The organism is Lyngbya sp. CCY1209, from assembly GCF_055795065.1.
The window spans coordinates 65450-82336 of sequence record NZ_JAYFER010000538.1 but is presented as its reverse complement, the minus strand read 5'-3'; the positions used below and the strand labels follow the sequence as shown (position 1 = coordinate 82336).

At 57.9% G+C, this 16887-nt stretch carries 8 protein-coding genes and 1 pseudogene; 5 read left to right on the top strand and 4 right to left on the bottom strand.

Annotated elements, in window-relative coordinates; translation table 11 throughout:
- Window positions 1-90 precede the first annotated feature (90 nt).
- Window positions 91-1248: pseudogene (locus tag AC0QHF_RS18105) on the top strand (oligosaccharide flippase family protein); the annotation flags it as partial.
- A gap of 80 nt (window positions 1249-1328) precedes the next feature.
- Here the strand turns inward: AC0QHF_RS18105 and AC0QHF_RS18100 are convergent.
- The 3 genes from AC0QHF_RS18100 to AC0QHF_RS18090 all read right to left on the bottom strand — a co-directional run bounded on the left by AC0QHF_RS18100 (window position 1329) and on the right by AC0QHF_RS18090 (window position 10223).
- Window positions 1329-7217 (bottom strand): protein kinase domain-containing protein, encoded by a 5889-nt coding sequence (locus AC0QHF_RS18100; protein ID WP_324705632.1) that lies wholly within the window; start codon window positions 7215-7217, stop codon window positions 1329-1331.
- Window positions 7218-7476: 259 nt separating this feature from the next.
- On the bottom strand, window positions 7477-8409 hold the full coding sequence (locus tag AC0QHF_RS18095) for a pentapeptide repeat-containing protein (protein ID WP_324705631.1): 933 nt from the start codon (window positions 8407-8409) through the stop codon (window positions 7477-7479).
- A complete protein-coding gene (locus AC0QHF_RS18090; protein ID WP_324705630.1) occupies window positions 8307-10223 on the bottom strand; it encodes a DEAD/DEAH box helicase in 1917 nt (638 codons plus the stop codon). Before AC0QHF_RS18090 ends, AC0QHF_RS18095 begins: the two co-directional genes overlap by 103 nt.
- A 98-nt stretch (window positions 10224-10321) precedes the next feature.
- Here AC0QHF_RS18090 and AC0QHF_RS18085 point away from each other — a divergent pair, with 98 nt between their 5' ends.
- Both AC0QHF_RS18085 and glyS read left to right on the top strand, forming a co-directional pair.
- Window positions 10322-11401 (top strand): HEAT repeat domain-containing protein, encoded by a 1080-nt coding sequence (locus tag AC0QHF_RS18085; protein WP_324705629.1) that lies wholly within the window; start codon window positions 10322-10324, stop codon window positions 11399-11401.
- A gap of 262 nt (window positions 11402-11663) precedes the next feature.
- Window positions 11664-13811: a glycine--tRNA ligase subunit beta gene (gene glyS / locus AC0QHF_RS18080; RefSeq protein ID WP_324705628.1), complete on the top strand. Its 2148-nt coding sequence runs from the start codon at window positions 11664-11666 to the stop codon at window positions 13809-13811.
- Window positions 13812-14052: 241 nt separating this feature from the next.
- On the opposite strand, the gene AC0QHF_RS18075 is transcribed toward glyS, so the two are convergent.
- Entirely contained in the window at window positions 14053-14295 is a 243-nt protein-coding gene (locus AC0QHF_RS18075) for a hypothetical protein (RefSeq protein ID WP_324705627.1), read from the bottom strand.
- Window positions 14296-14790: 495 nt separating this feature from the next.
- Here AC0QHF_RS18075 and AC0QHF_RS18070 point away from each other — a divergent pair, with 495 nt between their 5' ends.
- A complete protein-coding gene (locus AC0QHF_RS18070; RefSeq protein ID WP_324705626.1) occupies window positions 14791-15762 on the top strand; it encodes a PstS family phosphate ABC transporter substrate-binding protein in 972 nt (323 codons plus the stop codon).
- A 191-nt stretch (window positions 15763-15953) separates the two neighbouring features.
- On the top strand, window positions 15954-16886 hold the full coding sequence (gene pstC, locus AC0QHF_RS18065) for a phosphate ABC transporter permease subunit PstC (protein WP_324705625.1): 933 nt from the start codon (window positions 15954-15956) through the stop codon (window positions 16884-16886).
- Window position 16887: the final 1 nt, after the last annotated feature.

Genomic DNA, 16887 nt, shown 5'->3' with positions numbered 1-16887 from the left:
CATTGACTATGCCTTTAAGAGTTCAGTTTTGGACGGCTTAAGAATCCCCGCGTCTTTAGACCGGGGAGAAGTCAAGAGTTCGTCCTCGCCTTCACCCTGTTGCTCTCCGTTCTCGCCCAGTTGGGTTTCCCGACGGCGGTTTTGCGGTTGATCTCCCAATATCGGGTGACGGGGCAGTGGGGACACCTGGCGGGGTTGATTCGGGGCAGTTGGCGGCTCTGCACGGGTGTCGGGGTGTCGATCTCCCTGCTGGTGGCGGTGACTTTGGGGAGATTCGATGCCGACACTTGGATCGATTCCGTCCCCCTGCAAGTCGGGGTGTGGATGGTGCCGCTGTTCGCGATCGCCCAACTGCAATCGGAAATGGCCCGGGCCGTCCAAAAGGTCGCCCTCGCCTACGTCCCCTTCCGCCTCCTGTGGCCGTTTCTGGTGGCGGTCGGGACGTTGGGGCTCGCCGCCGCGGGGGTCCCCCTCACCGCCGTCGCCGTCGAGCAACTCTCCCTCCTCACCCTGGCGATCGCGATCGGCGTCCAACTGGTCTGGCTGCGGCGGACGTTCGTGGGAGAATTTCCCCCCGCACCCCCCGTTTACCGCCTCCGGGAGTGGCTGCGAGTCGCCCTGCCGCTGCTGTTGCAGGGGGTGTTTTTGATCGTCCTCAACCCAACCGACATTCTCATGCTCGGCTCGATGGTCGGGCCGGAGGCCGTCGGGATCTACAGCGTCGCCGCCAAAACCGCCCTCTGGTCGAGTTTCGTCCTCCAAGCGGTCAATACCGTGGCGGCTCCGGCTTTTGCCACCCTCTACACCCAGAGCGATCGCGGCGGGTTACAATCTTTGGTGGCGACGGTGGCTCACTGGATTTTCTGGCCCTCTTTAATTTTGGCGATCGCCCTGATCGGGTTCGCCCCGGCCATTCTGGGGCTGTTCGGGCCGGAGTTCGTCGCCGGACGGTGGCCGATGACGGTGTTGATTTTGGGGCAGTTGGTGAATGTGGGGAGCGGATCGGTGGGATACTTGATGGTGTTGACCGGACACCAGGATCAGTCCGCCTTCATTTTCGGATGCAGCGCCCTGGCTAATTTGATTTTGAACGCGATCGCGATCCCGTTTTTGGGCATCCTCGGCGCCGCGATCGCCACCGCCACCTGCATGGCGATTTGGAACGTCGTCCTCCACATTTTGGTGGTGCGCTATTTGGATATTTACCCCTCGATTATTTTCGCATTTTGGAAACCCAAATCGTCTTGATAGGGTCCGGGGCGCTGGGGTGTGGGGAAAATGAAAAATGAAAAATGAAAAATCACCCATTCCCGATTCCCTCCGCCTCATCAACGCATCTGTTCCCAGCAGCGATTCAGATAAATCCTCGCCACGCGATCGCCGGGATTTTGGCACAGACAATCCTGAAATCCCTGTTTGGCTTCCAAATAGCGGTTGAGATAGTACAGGAATAAAGAATGCTCGAATAGCACTTTAGTTTCCAACTTTTTCAGTTTCAATTCCGGCGGGTCGGGGTCGAAGATTTCGTACACCGTCACGGCGTCGGTTTTTCCTTTCACCCGCACGCGATCGACGATCCGAAACCCATAGTCATTGGGGTCGTCCAACCCCATCAACGTCTGGTGCGTAATCAATAAAGAAATCCCGTAATTTTTGGTCAAACTTTCGATGCGAGAAGCCAAATTCACCGCATCTCCGATCACCGTGCTGTCCATCCGATTTCGACCCCCCACCGTCCCCAGCATCAAATTGCCGGTGTGGATGCCGATACCGACGCGAATCGGCCGCCGTCCGGGCCGGCTGCGGGTCAAATTGTACTCGCCCAAGTGCCTCAGCATCGAGATGGCGGCTTGAACGGCGTGGTCAGGTTTTTCGCCGAATAATGCCATGATGGCGTCGCCGATATATTTGTCGATAAATCCGTAATTCTCCAAAATTGCCGGTTCCATGCGGCTGAAAAAGGCATTGATAAACTTGAAGCTATCTTCCGGCGTCATCCCCTCAGACAAACTGGTAAAATCCCGGATATCGGAAAAGAGAATCGACATTTCTTTTTGCACGGCTGTCCCCAACTGAACTTCCACCAAACTTTCGTAGCCCAAACAGGACAGAAATTCGTGGGGGACGAACCGCCCCGCCGCGTCGGTGAGTTCAAATTCCGCGTCCAGGGCTTTGTCCAAATTTCGGTTGAGTTGGGACAGTTCATCCAGCAATTTCAACCGTTCCGCCTCGGCTTTCTTGCGTTCTGTAATTTCCTCCAAAAACCCTTCGTAATAGAGCAAATTTCCCCCCTCGTCTCGGACGGCTCGCGCCGTTTCTGCGACCCAGATTTTTTCGCCGTCTTTTCGATAAACTTGACATTCAAAATTGGAGACTTCCCCCCGTTCTAGGATCGAGGTCTCAAAATTTTTGCGGTCGCCGGGATCGACGTAAACTTGCCCGGAAATATTGTCGATATTTTGAATCAAATCCGCCGGGGAATCGTAGCCCAAAATGCGGGCGATCGCGGGATTTGCCCTCAAAAATTTACCCTCCGGGCTGGTTTGAAATAAACCGTCCAGGGCATTTTCAAAAATACTCCGATACCGTTCCTCCGCTTCTCGGAGGGCGATTTCCCGGTTTTGCCGTTCGGTGATATCTTGAAACGCGATAATGGCATAAACCAAATTTCCCCGCCCGTCGTAGTGGGGAGTCACCCAACTTTCGACGGGAATCGTGCGATCGTCCAGTTCGATCTCCAAGGTGTAGGTGGTCGCCCGTTCCCCATTTAAAGACTGAACCGACGGAGATGTTTCGGAGGTAAAATTACAGTGCATTTGCAACATTCCGGCGAGTTCCAAACAAAATCCTCCGGGTTGCAAATCCCGGTCAAGCAACTGTTTCGCCTTTTGGTTCACATATTGAATGTTCCCCCCCGCATTCACTACGGCTACCCCGACGGGCATCCCTTCCAAAAACTGGGTCATCCGCGCTTCCCCTTCCCGGATCTTCGAGTACAGTTGGGCGTTGCGAATGGAGATGGCAGCCTGGGAAAACAAAACATTTAAAATTTCCAACCGTTCGGGGGTAAAGGCACCAGAAGTCAAGTTATTTTCCAAATATAAAATCCCCACCAACTTGCCCCGGTTACGGATCGGCATACACAGCACAGAAAGCACTTTTTTGAGTTGCAAATAAGCCTCTTTTTGCTCCCGGAGTTCCCGGCTGGCATTGGCCAAAATGGCGGGTTGTCCCGTCGCGATCGCCGCCCGCACGATCGCCCGGGATAAATCTTCGCTGGCGGCGAAGTCGATCGACTCCAAAACCGACAACACCCGGACGGTCGCTTTTTCCCCGTCGCCGCAATTCTCACACACGGCAATTCCTTCGATCGCCAAGTGTTCGGCCCGCGCCATTCCCGAAGTCGAATTTGCCAAAATAATGCAGCATTTTTGCGCCCCCGCCGTCTCCAAAAGCACCCGCATCAATTGGGTCAACAATTTCTTCAGGTCAATTTCCCCGGAGAGAGCCTGGGAAGCGCGAATCGTCGTCGATAAATCCAGGACGTCTGCCCCCGTACTGTCGGAAATGATCGTTTCGGTCGCCCCCTGGGGAGAGCGATCGCTGCGGGATAAAATCGGCGCCAGCAGCTTGGGATAAAGCGTTTCCAACTGGCGAATTTTTGCCGTCGCCCCCCAGCGGGCGTAACTGTAATAGGCCTCGATCAGATAGGTGCGGGCAATTTTATCCCGCCCCCAATCCAAATAAAATAACGCAGCCCGTTCGTTCGCCACCCCTTCCTCCCGGCGGTGGCGATATTGGCGGGCAATTTTCGCCACCAAATCGTAGGCTTCCATCGCCGCCAAGCGATCGCCCAAAATGCGATACCGCTCCGCTTCCACCAACTCGAATAGATGGCGATAATTCTCCGGCACGCGATCGCCCCACCGTTTGAGAATCTCCTGATTTTCCCCGACCCGACGCAGAATTTCCGGTTTCCGGGACACTTCAACTCGCGGATACATCGCCAGCCGCGCCAGGGAATCGTAGGCATAAAATAGGGCGGATGAGAAGGCAGAAATCGCGCCATTTTGGCGGGCGATCGCGGCTTCGGCGTGGCGGAATGCCTCGGTATCCTCCCCGAACAAATAGCAGACCATCAGGCGATCGAGAACCCCATCGAAGGGCGATTCCCTTTCCTCCCGCCGCGGCTCCGTTTCTCGGTCAACCTGACCTTGGAAAATGCGAACAATTTCGGAGGAACCGAGTTCGCCGAGTTCGTCCCCGGCCAGGTACGCCAGCCGACTCGACCGCCATCCCCACGGAAAGGACTCCCGCAATTCGTCGAGGGGCTCGATACGGGGTCGAATCCCCTCGTGGATCAGTTTCAGGGTCAGATCCCGCACGGGCTCGAAGGTCAGCCGGGGGAGCCATTCCAGTCCCCGCCGGACGCAGATTTCGGCGCGATCGAGGTCGCCGTCCCGGGCCGACAGGAAGCCGGCGGCGGCGTAGGCGAAGGCGCGACAATCCTCCGGCGCCAACCCACCGACCAGTTCCTGGGCGATGAGCCGGGACAGTTCGGGGGCCCGCTCCAGAGTCGCCCGCCAAATCAGGGACAGCAGGCGCGAGACGGCCCGGTTTTCACCTGTCGGGGCGATGTCCCCATCGCTGAAATGGATTTCCAGGCGTTTTCGGGGGTCTTGGAGCCGCTCCGGGGCGGGGTGGCGGGGCAGGTCGAAGCCGAGGGAGCGGCAGAGGTCGAGGGCGGTTTCGATCGCCCGGTCGGGGTCGGCGGCGAGTTCGGTTTGCACTCGGACTTCCCAGACGGCGAGCTCATCGGCCGGGGTGCGGGCATTGGCCAGGATGCGATCGCGCCATCGTGCCATCTGTTCCCCGTCTCCGGTCCGGTAGGCTACCCGCACCCCTTCGCCGTACAGGGCCAGGGCGAGGTCGTACTGTCGCGCCCAACCATTTTCTCCCAACAGACCCATGCCGATCATCAGGTGTCCGATGGCGGTGGTGTGGGCTTCGGCGGCCGCGGCCTGCCGTCCGGCGATCAGGTTGAGTCGGGCCAGGCGATCGCGTTCCGACGGTTCCGAAATCAATCCGATCCCCAAATTCAATTGGTTGACGACAGCGAAGATGTCCCGTCCCCCTCCCCCTCCCTTCCCGGTGTCGAGTTGGCGCCCGATTTCCAAGTGGATGGCGGCCCGCCGTTCCGGGGGGATCAGGTCGTAGGCGGCGGCCCGGATGCGGTCGTGCAGGAACCGATAGGCGGGTTCGGGGGAATTTTCCCCCGGGCACAAACCGATCAAGTTGGCGGCGATCGCTTCGTCGAGGATCGCTTCCATTTCCGCCTCGGGCATATAGCATATTTTTGACAAAATGTCAAGTTTCCATGGGGTTCCCAAACCGGCGGCCCGTTGCAAGGCCATTTGGGCGGCGGGAGTGAGCCGTCGCAGTTGGTTAGCGATCGCGGCCTGCATCCGGGGGGCGAGGGCTTCGTGTCCCCCCAACTCCACGGAGAGCGATCGCACCCGGTCCAGGTCGCCAGTCCAACCGCCCCCGGGTTCGGAGCGGACGATCCCCAACTCCGCGCAGACACTCAGCAGGCGCGTCACCGCCAGGGGGTTGCCCCCCGTTTGCAGGTGGACTTGTTTGGTGAGGGGGGCGATCTCCCCGGGGGCGGCGTCGGCGGACTCGCCGAAGAGGTCGGCGATCCAGGTGTCGAGGGTCCCCAAATCCAGGGGGGACAGGTGGAAGGTGTGGGTGGGAACGCGGTCGGCTCGCAAATCCAACCGCAGGGCCGGCGCCGGATGGCCCGGTTCCACCTCGTCATCCTGGAGCGCCAACAGCACCAACAAGCCCCGGGGGACGCGCTCCAACACAACCCGCAACAGGTGCAGGGACTCGGGGTCAGCCCGCTGGATGTCGTCGAGGAACACGATCGCGGGCCGGGTGCGGTCCATCTCCCAGGCCCGTTGCAGCGCCCGCCCGATCTGTTCCCCCAACAGCCCGGGAGACGGCTCCGGTTCGGATGGGGAAGTGGCTGGATGGAGTTGGCGCCAGACGTGCCGCCAGGGGCCGAGGGGGGGAGAATTGGAGCCGGCTTCAAATTGGCTCCCCGCGCAGGTGCCCCCGTCGGCGAGAACGGTGCGGGTCAGCTCTCGAATCAAGGCAGTTTTGCCGATCCCGGAAACGCCTGCCACCACGCCAAGACGCGATCGCTCCCGGGCTTTGGGCAGGAGGGCTTTGAGCTGCCGCAATTCGCGATCGCGCCCGTAGATGCGAGTTCCAAGGGCCAGGGGGAGGGCGATCAGGTTCGGTTGGGAAAGTCCGGCATCGGGGGTTCGGGTCAACCGTCGGAGGCGATCGAGATCGACCCGAATTTCCCGGGCTCTCTGATAGCGATCTTCGGGGTTTTTAGCCATCAATTTCAGGATCAGGTCGCCGAGGGGTGGGGGGATCTCGGGGTTGAGTTGCCGGGGCGGCGGGGGCATCTGGGCGAGGTGGGCATGGACCAACTCCATCGGGTCGGCGGATTCAAAGGGGAGGCGTCCGGTCAGCAGTTGATAAAATGTCACGCCCAGGGAATAGAAGTCGGTGCGGGTATCGACGCGCCGGTTGGTGCGTCCGGTCTGTTCCGGGGCGATGTAGGCGGGCGTCCCTTCCAGGGCCGGGGCGGCATTGAGGGCGACAACATCCCCGTCCGATAACTGAATCGAAATGCTGAAATCAATTAATTTGATCGAAAGGGTGCCGGGGTCGATGAGGAGATTTTGGGGTTTGATATCGCGGTGGACGATGCGGTGGCGGTGCAGGTCTTCGAGGATCTGAACGATTTGTCGGGCGACGGTGAAAAAGGTGGGCAGGTCGAGGGGGCGATCGCGCAGGAATTGGGCCAGGGACCCGGAGCCGTCGTCGGCCATGACCAGGGCCAGCCCGTTGCCGTGGGGTTCCAAGCCGAGGACATCGACGATCCCCGGTATGTCGAGGGAGCGGGCGATCGTGTATTGGCGGCGAAACTTGTCGAGGTCGGCGGCGGTGGGGTAGCGATCGCGCAGACATTTGATCGCCACGGGTCGGCGATCGCGCAGCCGAATTCCCCGGTAAACTAACGTTCTCGACCCGTCGTAAATCAAATCGAGAATCTGATAACCGGGCAGTTCCAATCTGTCCTCGGGGGCTTCCATGTTGCTCCGGTTCACCCTCCCCATGCTGAAATCGGTATGAAGCATTTCAACCCTGATATTTCCGCTCATCTGCGTTGCTTTTCGTTGATTAAATCCAATTCAAATTGGGGATCGAATCCCATTCGAGGCGACCGTCGATTGTCACACATCGTCCGTCCGCTTTGAAGGTCGGCACCGTGGTCAATTCGAGGGTTAAAATCGGGGTTTGGCGGCGATCGCGACAGTCGGAATTGACGGATTAAGCGACTCCCATATCATCTAGACTTGAGAGTGGAAAGGCAGAGTCCCGTGGGGTGTGAACGGTTTAGGGGTGAATTTCGCCGTCGGGCATGACGGCGGTTTTGAGATGGGTTCCAATCAGCCCGGTTTCGCTCAAATCAGCATCCAGAAGATTCGCTCCTTTTAGATTAGCATGACTCAAGTCCGCTCCCATTATCTGGGAACCCCTCAAAATGGCATCCGTCAGGTCGGCCCGCCGCAGGTCCGCATCCCGGAGGTCGGCGCGGCTCAAATCGGCCCCCGCCAGGGTCGCCCCGGACAAGATCGCCCCCGCCAGACTCGCTTTTCGCAGCTTGGCCCGGTCGAGGGTGGCGCGGCTCAAATTGGCCGCCGCCAGTCGGGCGTCGTCCAAATTCGCCGCTGTCAAATCCGCCCCTTGCAAGTTCGCCGCCACCAGATTCGCGTCGCGGAGGCAGTGTCCGGCCAGTTGCGCCCCGGCCAAGTCGATCCCCCGAAAGTTGCGGTGTCCCCGCCCGTATCGCCGCCGCAATTCGTCCGCCGCATTCAAGCCGATCTGACGTCCGGGAAACGATCCCACCCGAAATGTCAGGGAATCTCGATGTCGGATCGTGCGCCACAGTTCGCCGTAAAAGGGGAAGTTGCCGATGCCGCTCAGGCGAACCCAGCCCCGGGTGCGGGTTAGAGCGATAAATAACTGATGGCGCACGGTGACGCTCTCCACAGAAGCCGCCAAGCGATCGAGGCCCACCAGATACACCAGATCGGCTTCCTGGCCTTTGGCTTGGTGGATGCGGGAGAGGGTGATGCCGCCTTCGCACCAAAAGCGATCGCTCCGGGGTGTCCGGCGTTCCCGCGGCAAGCAGTTGCACTCGGGCTGGCCGGGAATGAAAATATCTAGACCTTGCCCGATGAGAAAATGGGCGACTTGCGCTTCCAACTGCCCGGCGGCGGAACCCGTCCCCAAAATAATGACGAGCAGTTCCCGGCTGGGGCGCAACCCATCGACCCTGAGATTGTAAACGAGGCGATCGGCCAGGGCCGCGAGTTCCTCCGATCGCGAGGCATAGGTTTCAAATTCGATCGCAGAGCGTTCCCACCATTGCGGCAGGGGATGGGGGGGGTCTGGTTGGGGGGGGGGTGCGGCGCGATCGTCACCTGTTGGCCGGGACGAAAGGGAGTTTGAGAAGAGGTAACATCGGTTTTCACATCATAACCCAAGGATCGCCAATCCCCAGGGGAGCGGATCTGGGTGAGGGCTCCCCCCCGGTGCAGCAGTCCGAATGCGATCGCATGGGCGACGGTGAGGACCGGAGCGGGGGTGCGGTAGCCCCGGCGCAGGACAATGGTTTTCGGGAGTCCGTCGGGATAAAAACCCGCCACCATCTGTCCCAACTCGTCTCCAAACAGTTCGTCCGCCGTGGGGACGGTGAGGCACTGCAGGGCTTGCAGTTCGTCGTAGGCCCAAATCAGGCGGCGATCCCGCTGGGAAACGGGGCGTAGGGATTGGTAGGCCATCCAGAAAAAGGGCTGTTTGTCCCGGAATTTGAGGGCTTCGTCGGCGACGAGATCCTGGGCTTCGTCGATCAGGAGGGCGTCGAAGATATCGGGAACCGGGGCGGTTTGCAGCAAGTGGGAGCAGGCGCGGGCGAGGTTGTCCTGGGGCGTTTGGCCTCCGGCTTCGTCGGCACTCAACGATCGCACCCCGGCCGTTTCGCACAGGAGCCGGTAGAGTCCGGGTTGGTCGCGGCTCCCCCAGGCGTGGAATACTCTTAAATTGGGCGAGTCGGGGTCGTATTGGACGCGATCGCAACTGAACCGTCGCAGCCAGCGGTCTAAATGGTCAATGATGGGATCGCGGAGGGTACGGCTGAAAAATACCAGGGCGATCGTCCAATCGGGGTGTTTGAGGTGCATATGGGCGGCTTTTTGGCACAGCAGCACCGTCTTGCCCGACCCGGCTACCCCCCGAATCCGCTGCGGCCCGGGGGGGATGCGTTTGGCGAGGTGTTCCTGTTCGAGGTCAAATTTGGCTAAATGTTCCCGCATTCGGGCGACGATCGCGCCTCGGGTGGGGGTTTCTGGATTCACAAAAAAGCGACGACTGGGGGGGCGAAATAGGGATGTCCCGCCGATGACGCCGAGCAACTGTTTCCAGCGATCGCCCGAGAGCGGCCGGCCGGGGGTGAGGGAGGGGATCGCTTCGATTTGCCGGAGAATGGTATGGGGATCGTCGAGATCGTCGGCAAATAGGATGGGGGGAGAACTCGGGAGGCGGTCGAACCCGCGATCGCGCCATTGGGCCCGGGCGATTTTCGGTAGCGCCACCAAAGCGCGACTCGGGACGTTGCCCTTGAGAGTCGTTTCGCGATCGCAGTAGTCCAACAGGGCGAACAAATGGGTTTCGGCCTGTTGATAGGGGTTGCCGCGGGCGGTATAAAAGTGGCAAAACTCCCACCAGTGGCCGGAAATGCCCCGGATCTGGTCGATGGCGACGGATTTGACCTCGATGGCGACCAAACCCAATTGGGTGTCGGCGATCAGCACGTCGGGTTCTTTGCGGAAGTCCCCCACTGTTGAGAAAATCGGATAGCGCCAATAGGCCAGACAGTCGCGATCGGCGAAGGCCGCGCAGATTCCGTCCCAAACCCGCCGTTCCCCCGCTTCTCCGGCGTCGCCCACCATTTCGGCGGCGATAAACTTTTGCGGTGTCCCCGCCGAACTTAAGCCCATTGACTGATAGGATTGAAGAGTCAAAGATTCGCCATTGATGCGATCGTCGGTGCATCTTGTCGGTTGACGTTCGGATTTCACTCTAACAGAGGAAAGAGCAGTTAGGATGGAGCAGACCGAATGAAATGGGCGACCCAATTCTGTCACCTTGCCCTCCGTTATCACCCCACTTGAGTTTCATGGCTCCCGATCGCCTGACTTTATTGCTATTGACGAGTTTGACCGGACTGGGACTCTCCGCCAGCCCGGGCCGAAGTGTGGCGCTTCCCCCGTTGCGGGAAGCCTCCCCGATGGTAGAATGGCGATCGCCCGACATCGCCCCGACCCCTCCGGATGTCTTACTTTTAGCCCAGGACGATTCCGAACCGGCCGAAGAAAAACCCCCGTCCCGGTTTCCCAAAGCGCTGTTTCTTTTGGCGATCGGAGGGATCATCGTCACCGCCGGGGCTGTCTTCATCCTGATGCGACTCCTGCACCCCCCCCACTTGGAGGAAGAAGAAGGCGAGGAAACTGAAGAAGTCGCGCCCGACGAACCTCTCATTTCTCTGTCCCCAGATCCTCCACCCGCCGCCAACCCGTTTCCCTCCGAGCCGGACGAGGAACCTGAAACTGCCCCCCTCCTGCAAATTCCGGCCGAGGAACCCCATCCCGAAGCCGAAAAAAATGGCACCCGAAATGTCCGGGTTCCGCCTCCCGAAGCGGCGGAGCGACCCCAACCCGCGATCCGCGACAGCGCACCTATCCGAGACAGCGCACCTATCGGCGACAGCGCACCTATCGGCGACAGCGCACCTATCACACCCCAGCCCCCTCCCCCCCAGCCGATCCCGGATCGGGTCGAGCAACTGATTTTACAGCTACAATATCCCGACCCGGCCAGCCGCAGCAAGGCGATCTGGGAATTAGCCCAAGATGGGGACTCGCGGGCGATCGAGCCCTTGGTGAATTTGCTGTTCACGTCGGACTCGAAGCAGCGGAGCATGATTTTGGGGTCCCTGTCGGAAATCGGCACGCGGACTCTCAAGCCGATGAGTCGGGCGCTGATCTTCTCGCTACAGGATGAAAACCCGGAAGTGCGGCAGAATGCGATCCGGGATCTGACGCGAATTTACGATCTGATGTACCAGACCAGCCAAATTTTACAGCGGGCGATCGACGATCCGGAGCCGGAGGTGCGGGAGACGGCTCGCTGGGCGGCGGACAAGTTGAGTCGGATGCGGCCTTTGCCGATGTCAACGAACGATCCGCCCCAGCGGTGACGGAATTTTTTTTATAATGTAAAATGCGGCAAATTTTGGGGAATCCAAATATTGGGATGGTGAGGAAATGCAGAGAAAATGTGTTTCGATAAAAATGGGACGGGTATATGATCTTGTGGTGAGTCGGGTGCGGGAGTCGGGAAAGGAAAATTAAACGATCGATTGTCCGCGGTCAATTATCAATTATCAATTCTTCCCCGCACTCCAATCCTGTGGTAGAGTAATAATTTGTCTGAAGTCTGCCCAACCTGGATCGTCTCCCATGCCTAGCTTTTTACTCGAAGTCGGTACAGAAGAACTGCCCGCCACCTTTGTCGGAAGCGCGATCGCCCAGTGGCAGGCCCTCGTCCCCGCCACCCTGTCGGAACAGTACCTCACCTGCGAGTTGGTGAACGTCTACGCCACACCCCGACGGCTGGCGATCGCGATCGCGGGACTCCCGGACAAACAGCCCGATCGCCAAGAGGAAATCAAGGGCCCCCCCGCCTCCGCCGCCTTCAAGGACGGCAAACCCACCAAAGCCGCCGAGGGGTTCGCCAGAAAACAAGACGTCAATTTGGAAGATCTCGAGGTCCGCCCCACCAAAAAGGGCGATTTTGTCTTCGTCCTCAAACACATTCCCGGGCGCCCCACGGCGGAAATTTTGACCGAATTAGTCCCCCAGTGGATCGACAAGCTGGAGGGGAAACGGTTCATGCGGTGGGGAGATGGGGACCTGCGGTTTCCCCGTCCGATCCGCTGGCTGGTGGCGTTGCTGGACGGTGAAGTGTTGCCCCTGACGATCGCCAACGGTTCGGAAACGATAACGAGCGATCGCGTCTCGGAGGGACACCGAATCCTGCACCCCGACCCGGTTTCCATTCCTACTGCCACAGATTATATCGAATGTCTCCGCAGTGCTTTCGTGGAAGTCGATCCCGAACGGCGCCAGAGTGCGATCGTGAAAGGGGTGAAAACGGCGGCGAAAAGCGTCGGCGGCGAGGCGGAAATTCCCGCAGATCTCCTCGATGAAGTCGTCAATTTGGTCGAGTGGCCGACGGCCGTGGTGGGGACGTTCGACCCCGAATTTTTGGTGCTGCCGCCGGAAGTCAGCAAAACCGTGATGGTGACGCACCAGCGCTATTTTCCCGTGTTGGAAAGCGGTTCCAAACCGGCGCTGAAAGCCAATTTTATCACCATTTCCAACGGCGATCCCGCCAAGTCTCAAATCATCGCCGCCGGTAACGAGCGGGTGATCCGGGCGCGGCTGGCGGACGGGGAATTTTTCTACAAAACCGATTTGAAAAAAACCCTGGAAAGCTATCTCCCGGAACTGGAAAATGTCACGTTCCAGGAAGATTTGGGATCGGTGCGGGATAAGGTGAATCGCATCGTCGCCAACGCCGATCGCATCGCCGGACAGCTTCAAGTCGGCGAACCGGAACGCGCCCACATCAAACGCGCCGCCCTGTTGTGCAAGGCGGATCTGGTGACTCAGATGGTGTACGAATTCCCCGAATTGGAAGGAATAATGGGGGAAAAATACGCGATCGCGGGGGGGGAACCGGAACCCGTCGCCACCGCCATTGTCGAACATTATTTGCCCAGGGGGGCGAGCGATCGTCTGCCGGGAAATATCGTCAGTCAAATTGTCGCTTTGGCCGACAAACTCGATACCCTGGTGAGTATTTTCGGTTTGGGAATGCTGCCCACCGGTTCTTCCGATCCCTTCGCGCTGCGGCGGGCGGCGAATGCGGTGGTCAACATCATTTGGGATGCCGACCTGCCCCTGAATTTATATCAAATTATCCAGGAGTTGACGACGGATTTTGTCAACAATAATCCCAATGCAATGTTGGGTCTGGTGCATCATGTGGACGAGTTCTTCTTGCAGCGGATTCGCACCCTTTTGCAGGACGAAAAAGGCATCGATTACGACCTGGTAAACGCCGTTTTGGGCGACGAAGATCTCGAATACACGGAACGGGCATTGAAGGACTTGTTGGATGTCCGCGATCGCGCTTTATTCTTGCAGGAAATTCGCGACGACGGCACGTTGGATACTATTTACGAAACCGTCAACCGTTCCACCCGCCTCGCCAAACAGGGGGAGTTAGATACCGCCCAACTCAAACCCCACGCGGTCGTCAATCCGTCCCTATTCGACAAATCCTCGGAACAGGCATTTTTCGAGGGGCTCGAAGCCTTAGTTCCCAAAACCCAAGCCGCCCGAGAAACCCGCAACTATCGGCAGTTGGTGGAGGCTTTGGCGGAAATCGCCCCCACCGTCGGTGCCTTTTTCGACGGGCCGGACAGCGTTCTGGTGATGGACTCGGATCTGAAGGTGCAACGCAACCGCCTCAACCTGCTGGGTTTGTTGCGAAATCACGCCCGAGTTTTAGCAGATTTTGGCGCGATCGTCAAGAGTTGATTGGTGTGGGGAAGAAACCGGGTTTCTAGGAGGGTTTTTCGTTCCCCACCCAGATGTAAATAGAAACCGGGTTTCTAGAGCGATCGCGTGGGGGGAAGAAACCGGGTTTCTAGGAGGACTTTCGTTTTCCCATCTAGATCTAAATAGAAACCCGGTTTCTAGACTCGGGTGGGGAGGAAGAAACCGGGTTTCTATGAGGGTTTTTCGTTCCTGACCGGAGATTGTATTAGAAACCCGGTTTCTAGTTATCGGAGGCGAGGAGTTCTTTGGGAAACAGCTTCCAGCCTTTGAGGACGAGGAGAATCAGGCCGGAGAGCACGATCCAGTGAGCCAAGGTGAGACTCAACACCAGGCCGACGGCGGCGACGATCGCCATGACGAGTTTGATCAGTTCTTCCTGGGTAGAAGTGTAGACGATAACTGCCAGAAAGGAAACGGCGATCGCGATCAGGGAGGGCAAGAATCCGGTGAGGGTGAGTTCCATGATGTCGGCTCCGGTAGGGGATATGTTTAAAGTACGGGTCCGTCGAGGGATTTCGTTGCCATCCCCTGCAAGTTTCGCAACTGGTTCCCCGGAAGCTTTCGAGAAATCGGATGGGTGGCATTCTCCGGCGGGGGAGGGTGTGCGGGTTCGCCAACTGACACAGGGGAACTCGGACTTACAGCAATTTTCAAGTCAGTGAGATACAAAGATCGAGTTCAAGTCCCCCTTGTTAAGGGGGATAATGGGGGATCGAACCATATCGCAGCGGATAGACAACTGCTATTAATGTAGGGAGCAAGTGCCGGGGGTATGCGGCTGTGCCCTCCGGGATGGGGCGATCGCCGGGAGTCAGATTGGCGACGCTGATGGTTGCGATTGATTAGATGGCGATTAGTTAACTTTCTTTTAAACCGTTCTTAAATTGGATTTGATATGTCTGGCCTAAGCTGATAGGCAATCCACATCATAACCAAGGGTTAAGCCACATTTAGACTTATGCTGTTAAAAGGAATGCAGTTTACCAACCGCTGGGCTTGGGCCGGGGTTTCGGCTCTGGTCGCAACCGCCCTTTCCGTGGCAGTGCCCACGCTGCGATCGCAAAGTTCTTCCACCATTAAAATCGACGGTTCCAGCACGGTATATCCCATCACCGAAGCCGTCGCGGAGGAATTCCAAAAAGCCCAAAATGGCTCGGTTCGCGTCACCGTGGGAATTTCCGGAACCGGCGGCGGTTTCAAGAAATTCTGCGCGGGTGAAACGGACATTTCCGATGCCTCCCGACCCATCAAACCTTCGGAACAGGAACAGTGCAAAGCGGCGGGAATTAGCTATATCGAATTACCAGTCGCCTACGATGCCATCACCGTGGTTGTCAACCCCCAAAACACCTGGGCGGACAACATGAGTCCCGCTGAACTCAAGAAAATGTGGCAGGCATCATCCCAGGGAAATGTCACCAAATGGAGCGACATCCGTTCGAGTTGGCCCAACGAACAATTTACGTTGTTCGGCCCGGGTGCGGACTCCGGAACCTTCGACTATTTCAACGAAGAAATTCTGGGGGACAACAACAGCAGCCGCACGGACTACACCCCCAGCGAAGATGACAACGTTTTAGTCCAAGGGGTCGCCCGCAATAAGAACGCCTTGGGTTACTTCGGTTACGCCTACTACGACGCGAATAAAGGCCGGATAAAATCCGTTAAAATTGACGGCGTTGCACCCTCCCCGCAAACGGTGAACAACGGCACTTACAAGCCCTTGTCCCGGCCGATTTACATCTACGTCAGCACCAAAGCAGCCCAGCGTCCGGAAGTGAAGGCGTTCGTAGAATACTACCTCAATAATGCTCCCAAATATGTCCGTGAAGTTGCCTACGTTCCCCTCCCCGCAGCCGACTACAAAATGGCGATGGAGCGGTTCCAAAAAGGTCAGACCGGTCGCGTTCCCCTGCGGGCTGGACTATAGTTTTGATTGAGATAGTTGGGTAGCAGTCGCCAGGATACTGAGGAGATCGAAAAACTCTGAAACTCAGACAGTGGGAGTTTTTTCACCTTATTGCCTGTTGCCTGCCATAAAATTGAGAGCGATTAGATCTCAATTTTCCTAATCGCTCTTTCTGTATCAATTGACGAGATGGAACCCAGCGCTGAGATCTGATGGTTAAGGAAACCCTGAAACCGACTCAAAAATCTTTTAAAGTCGATCCGAAATTGATTCGCAATGTGCGGGAATGGGCGATCGAGGCGGTGTTATTTTTGGCGGCGTTTTCTTCCGTCGCCACGACGATCGCGATCCTGTTTATTTTGATCGAAGAGTCGGTGCTCTTTTTTCAAGAAGTTTCGATCTTTGAATTTTTGACGGCGACGGAGTGGACTCCCCTCTTCGGCGATCCGCAATACGGGATTTTGCCCCTCGTTTCGGGGACGATGGTGACAACGGTTGTCGCCCTGTCGGTGGCGATCCCCTTCGGGACGATCGCGGCGATTTATTTGAGCGAATTTGCCCCCCTTCGCCTGCGGGAAGTCATCAAACCCTGTCTGGAATTGTTAGCAGCCATTCCGACGGTGGTTTACGGCTATTTTGCCCTGCTATTCGTGACGCCTTTACTCCAGCAAGTCTATCCCGAATTGCCGGGATTTAATATGCTGTCGGCGGGGTTGGTGATGGGGTTGATGATCCTGCCCTTCATCAGTTCGGTGAGTGAAGATGCGATGCGATCGGTTCCCGTGGAACTGCGGGAGGGTTCCTATTCGATGGGGGCGACTCGCCTACAAACATCACTGCGGGTGGTGTTTCCGGCCGCGATTTCCGGCATCAGCGCCGCCTACATTTTAGGCGCTTCTCGGGCGGTTGGAGAGACGATGATCGTGGCGATCGCGGCGGGTTTGCAACCGAAATTGACCTGGAATCCCACGGAACAAGCTGCCACAATTACCGCCTACATCGTCCAAGTTAGTTTGGGCGATTTACCCCACGGAACCCTGGAATATCGGACGATTTTCGCAGCCGGTTTGACCCTGGTTTTGATAACCCTTTGCCTCAATATTATCGGGCATTTCCTCGCCAAACACTATCGAGAAATTTACTAAA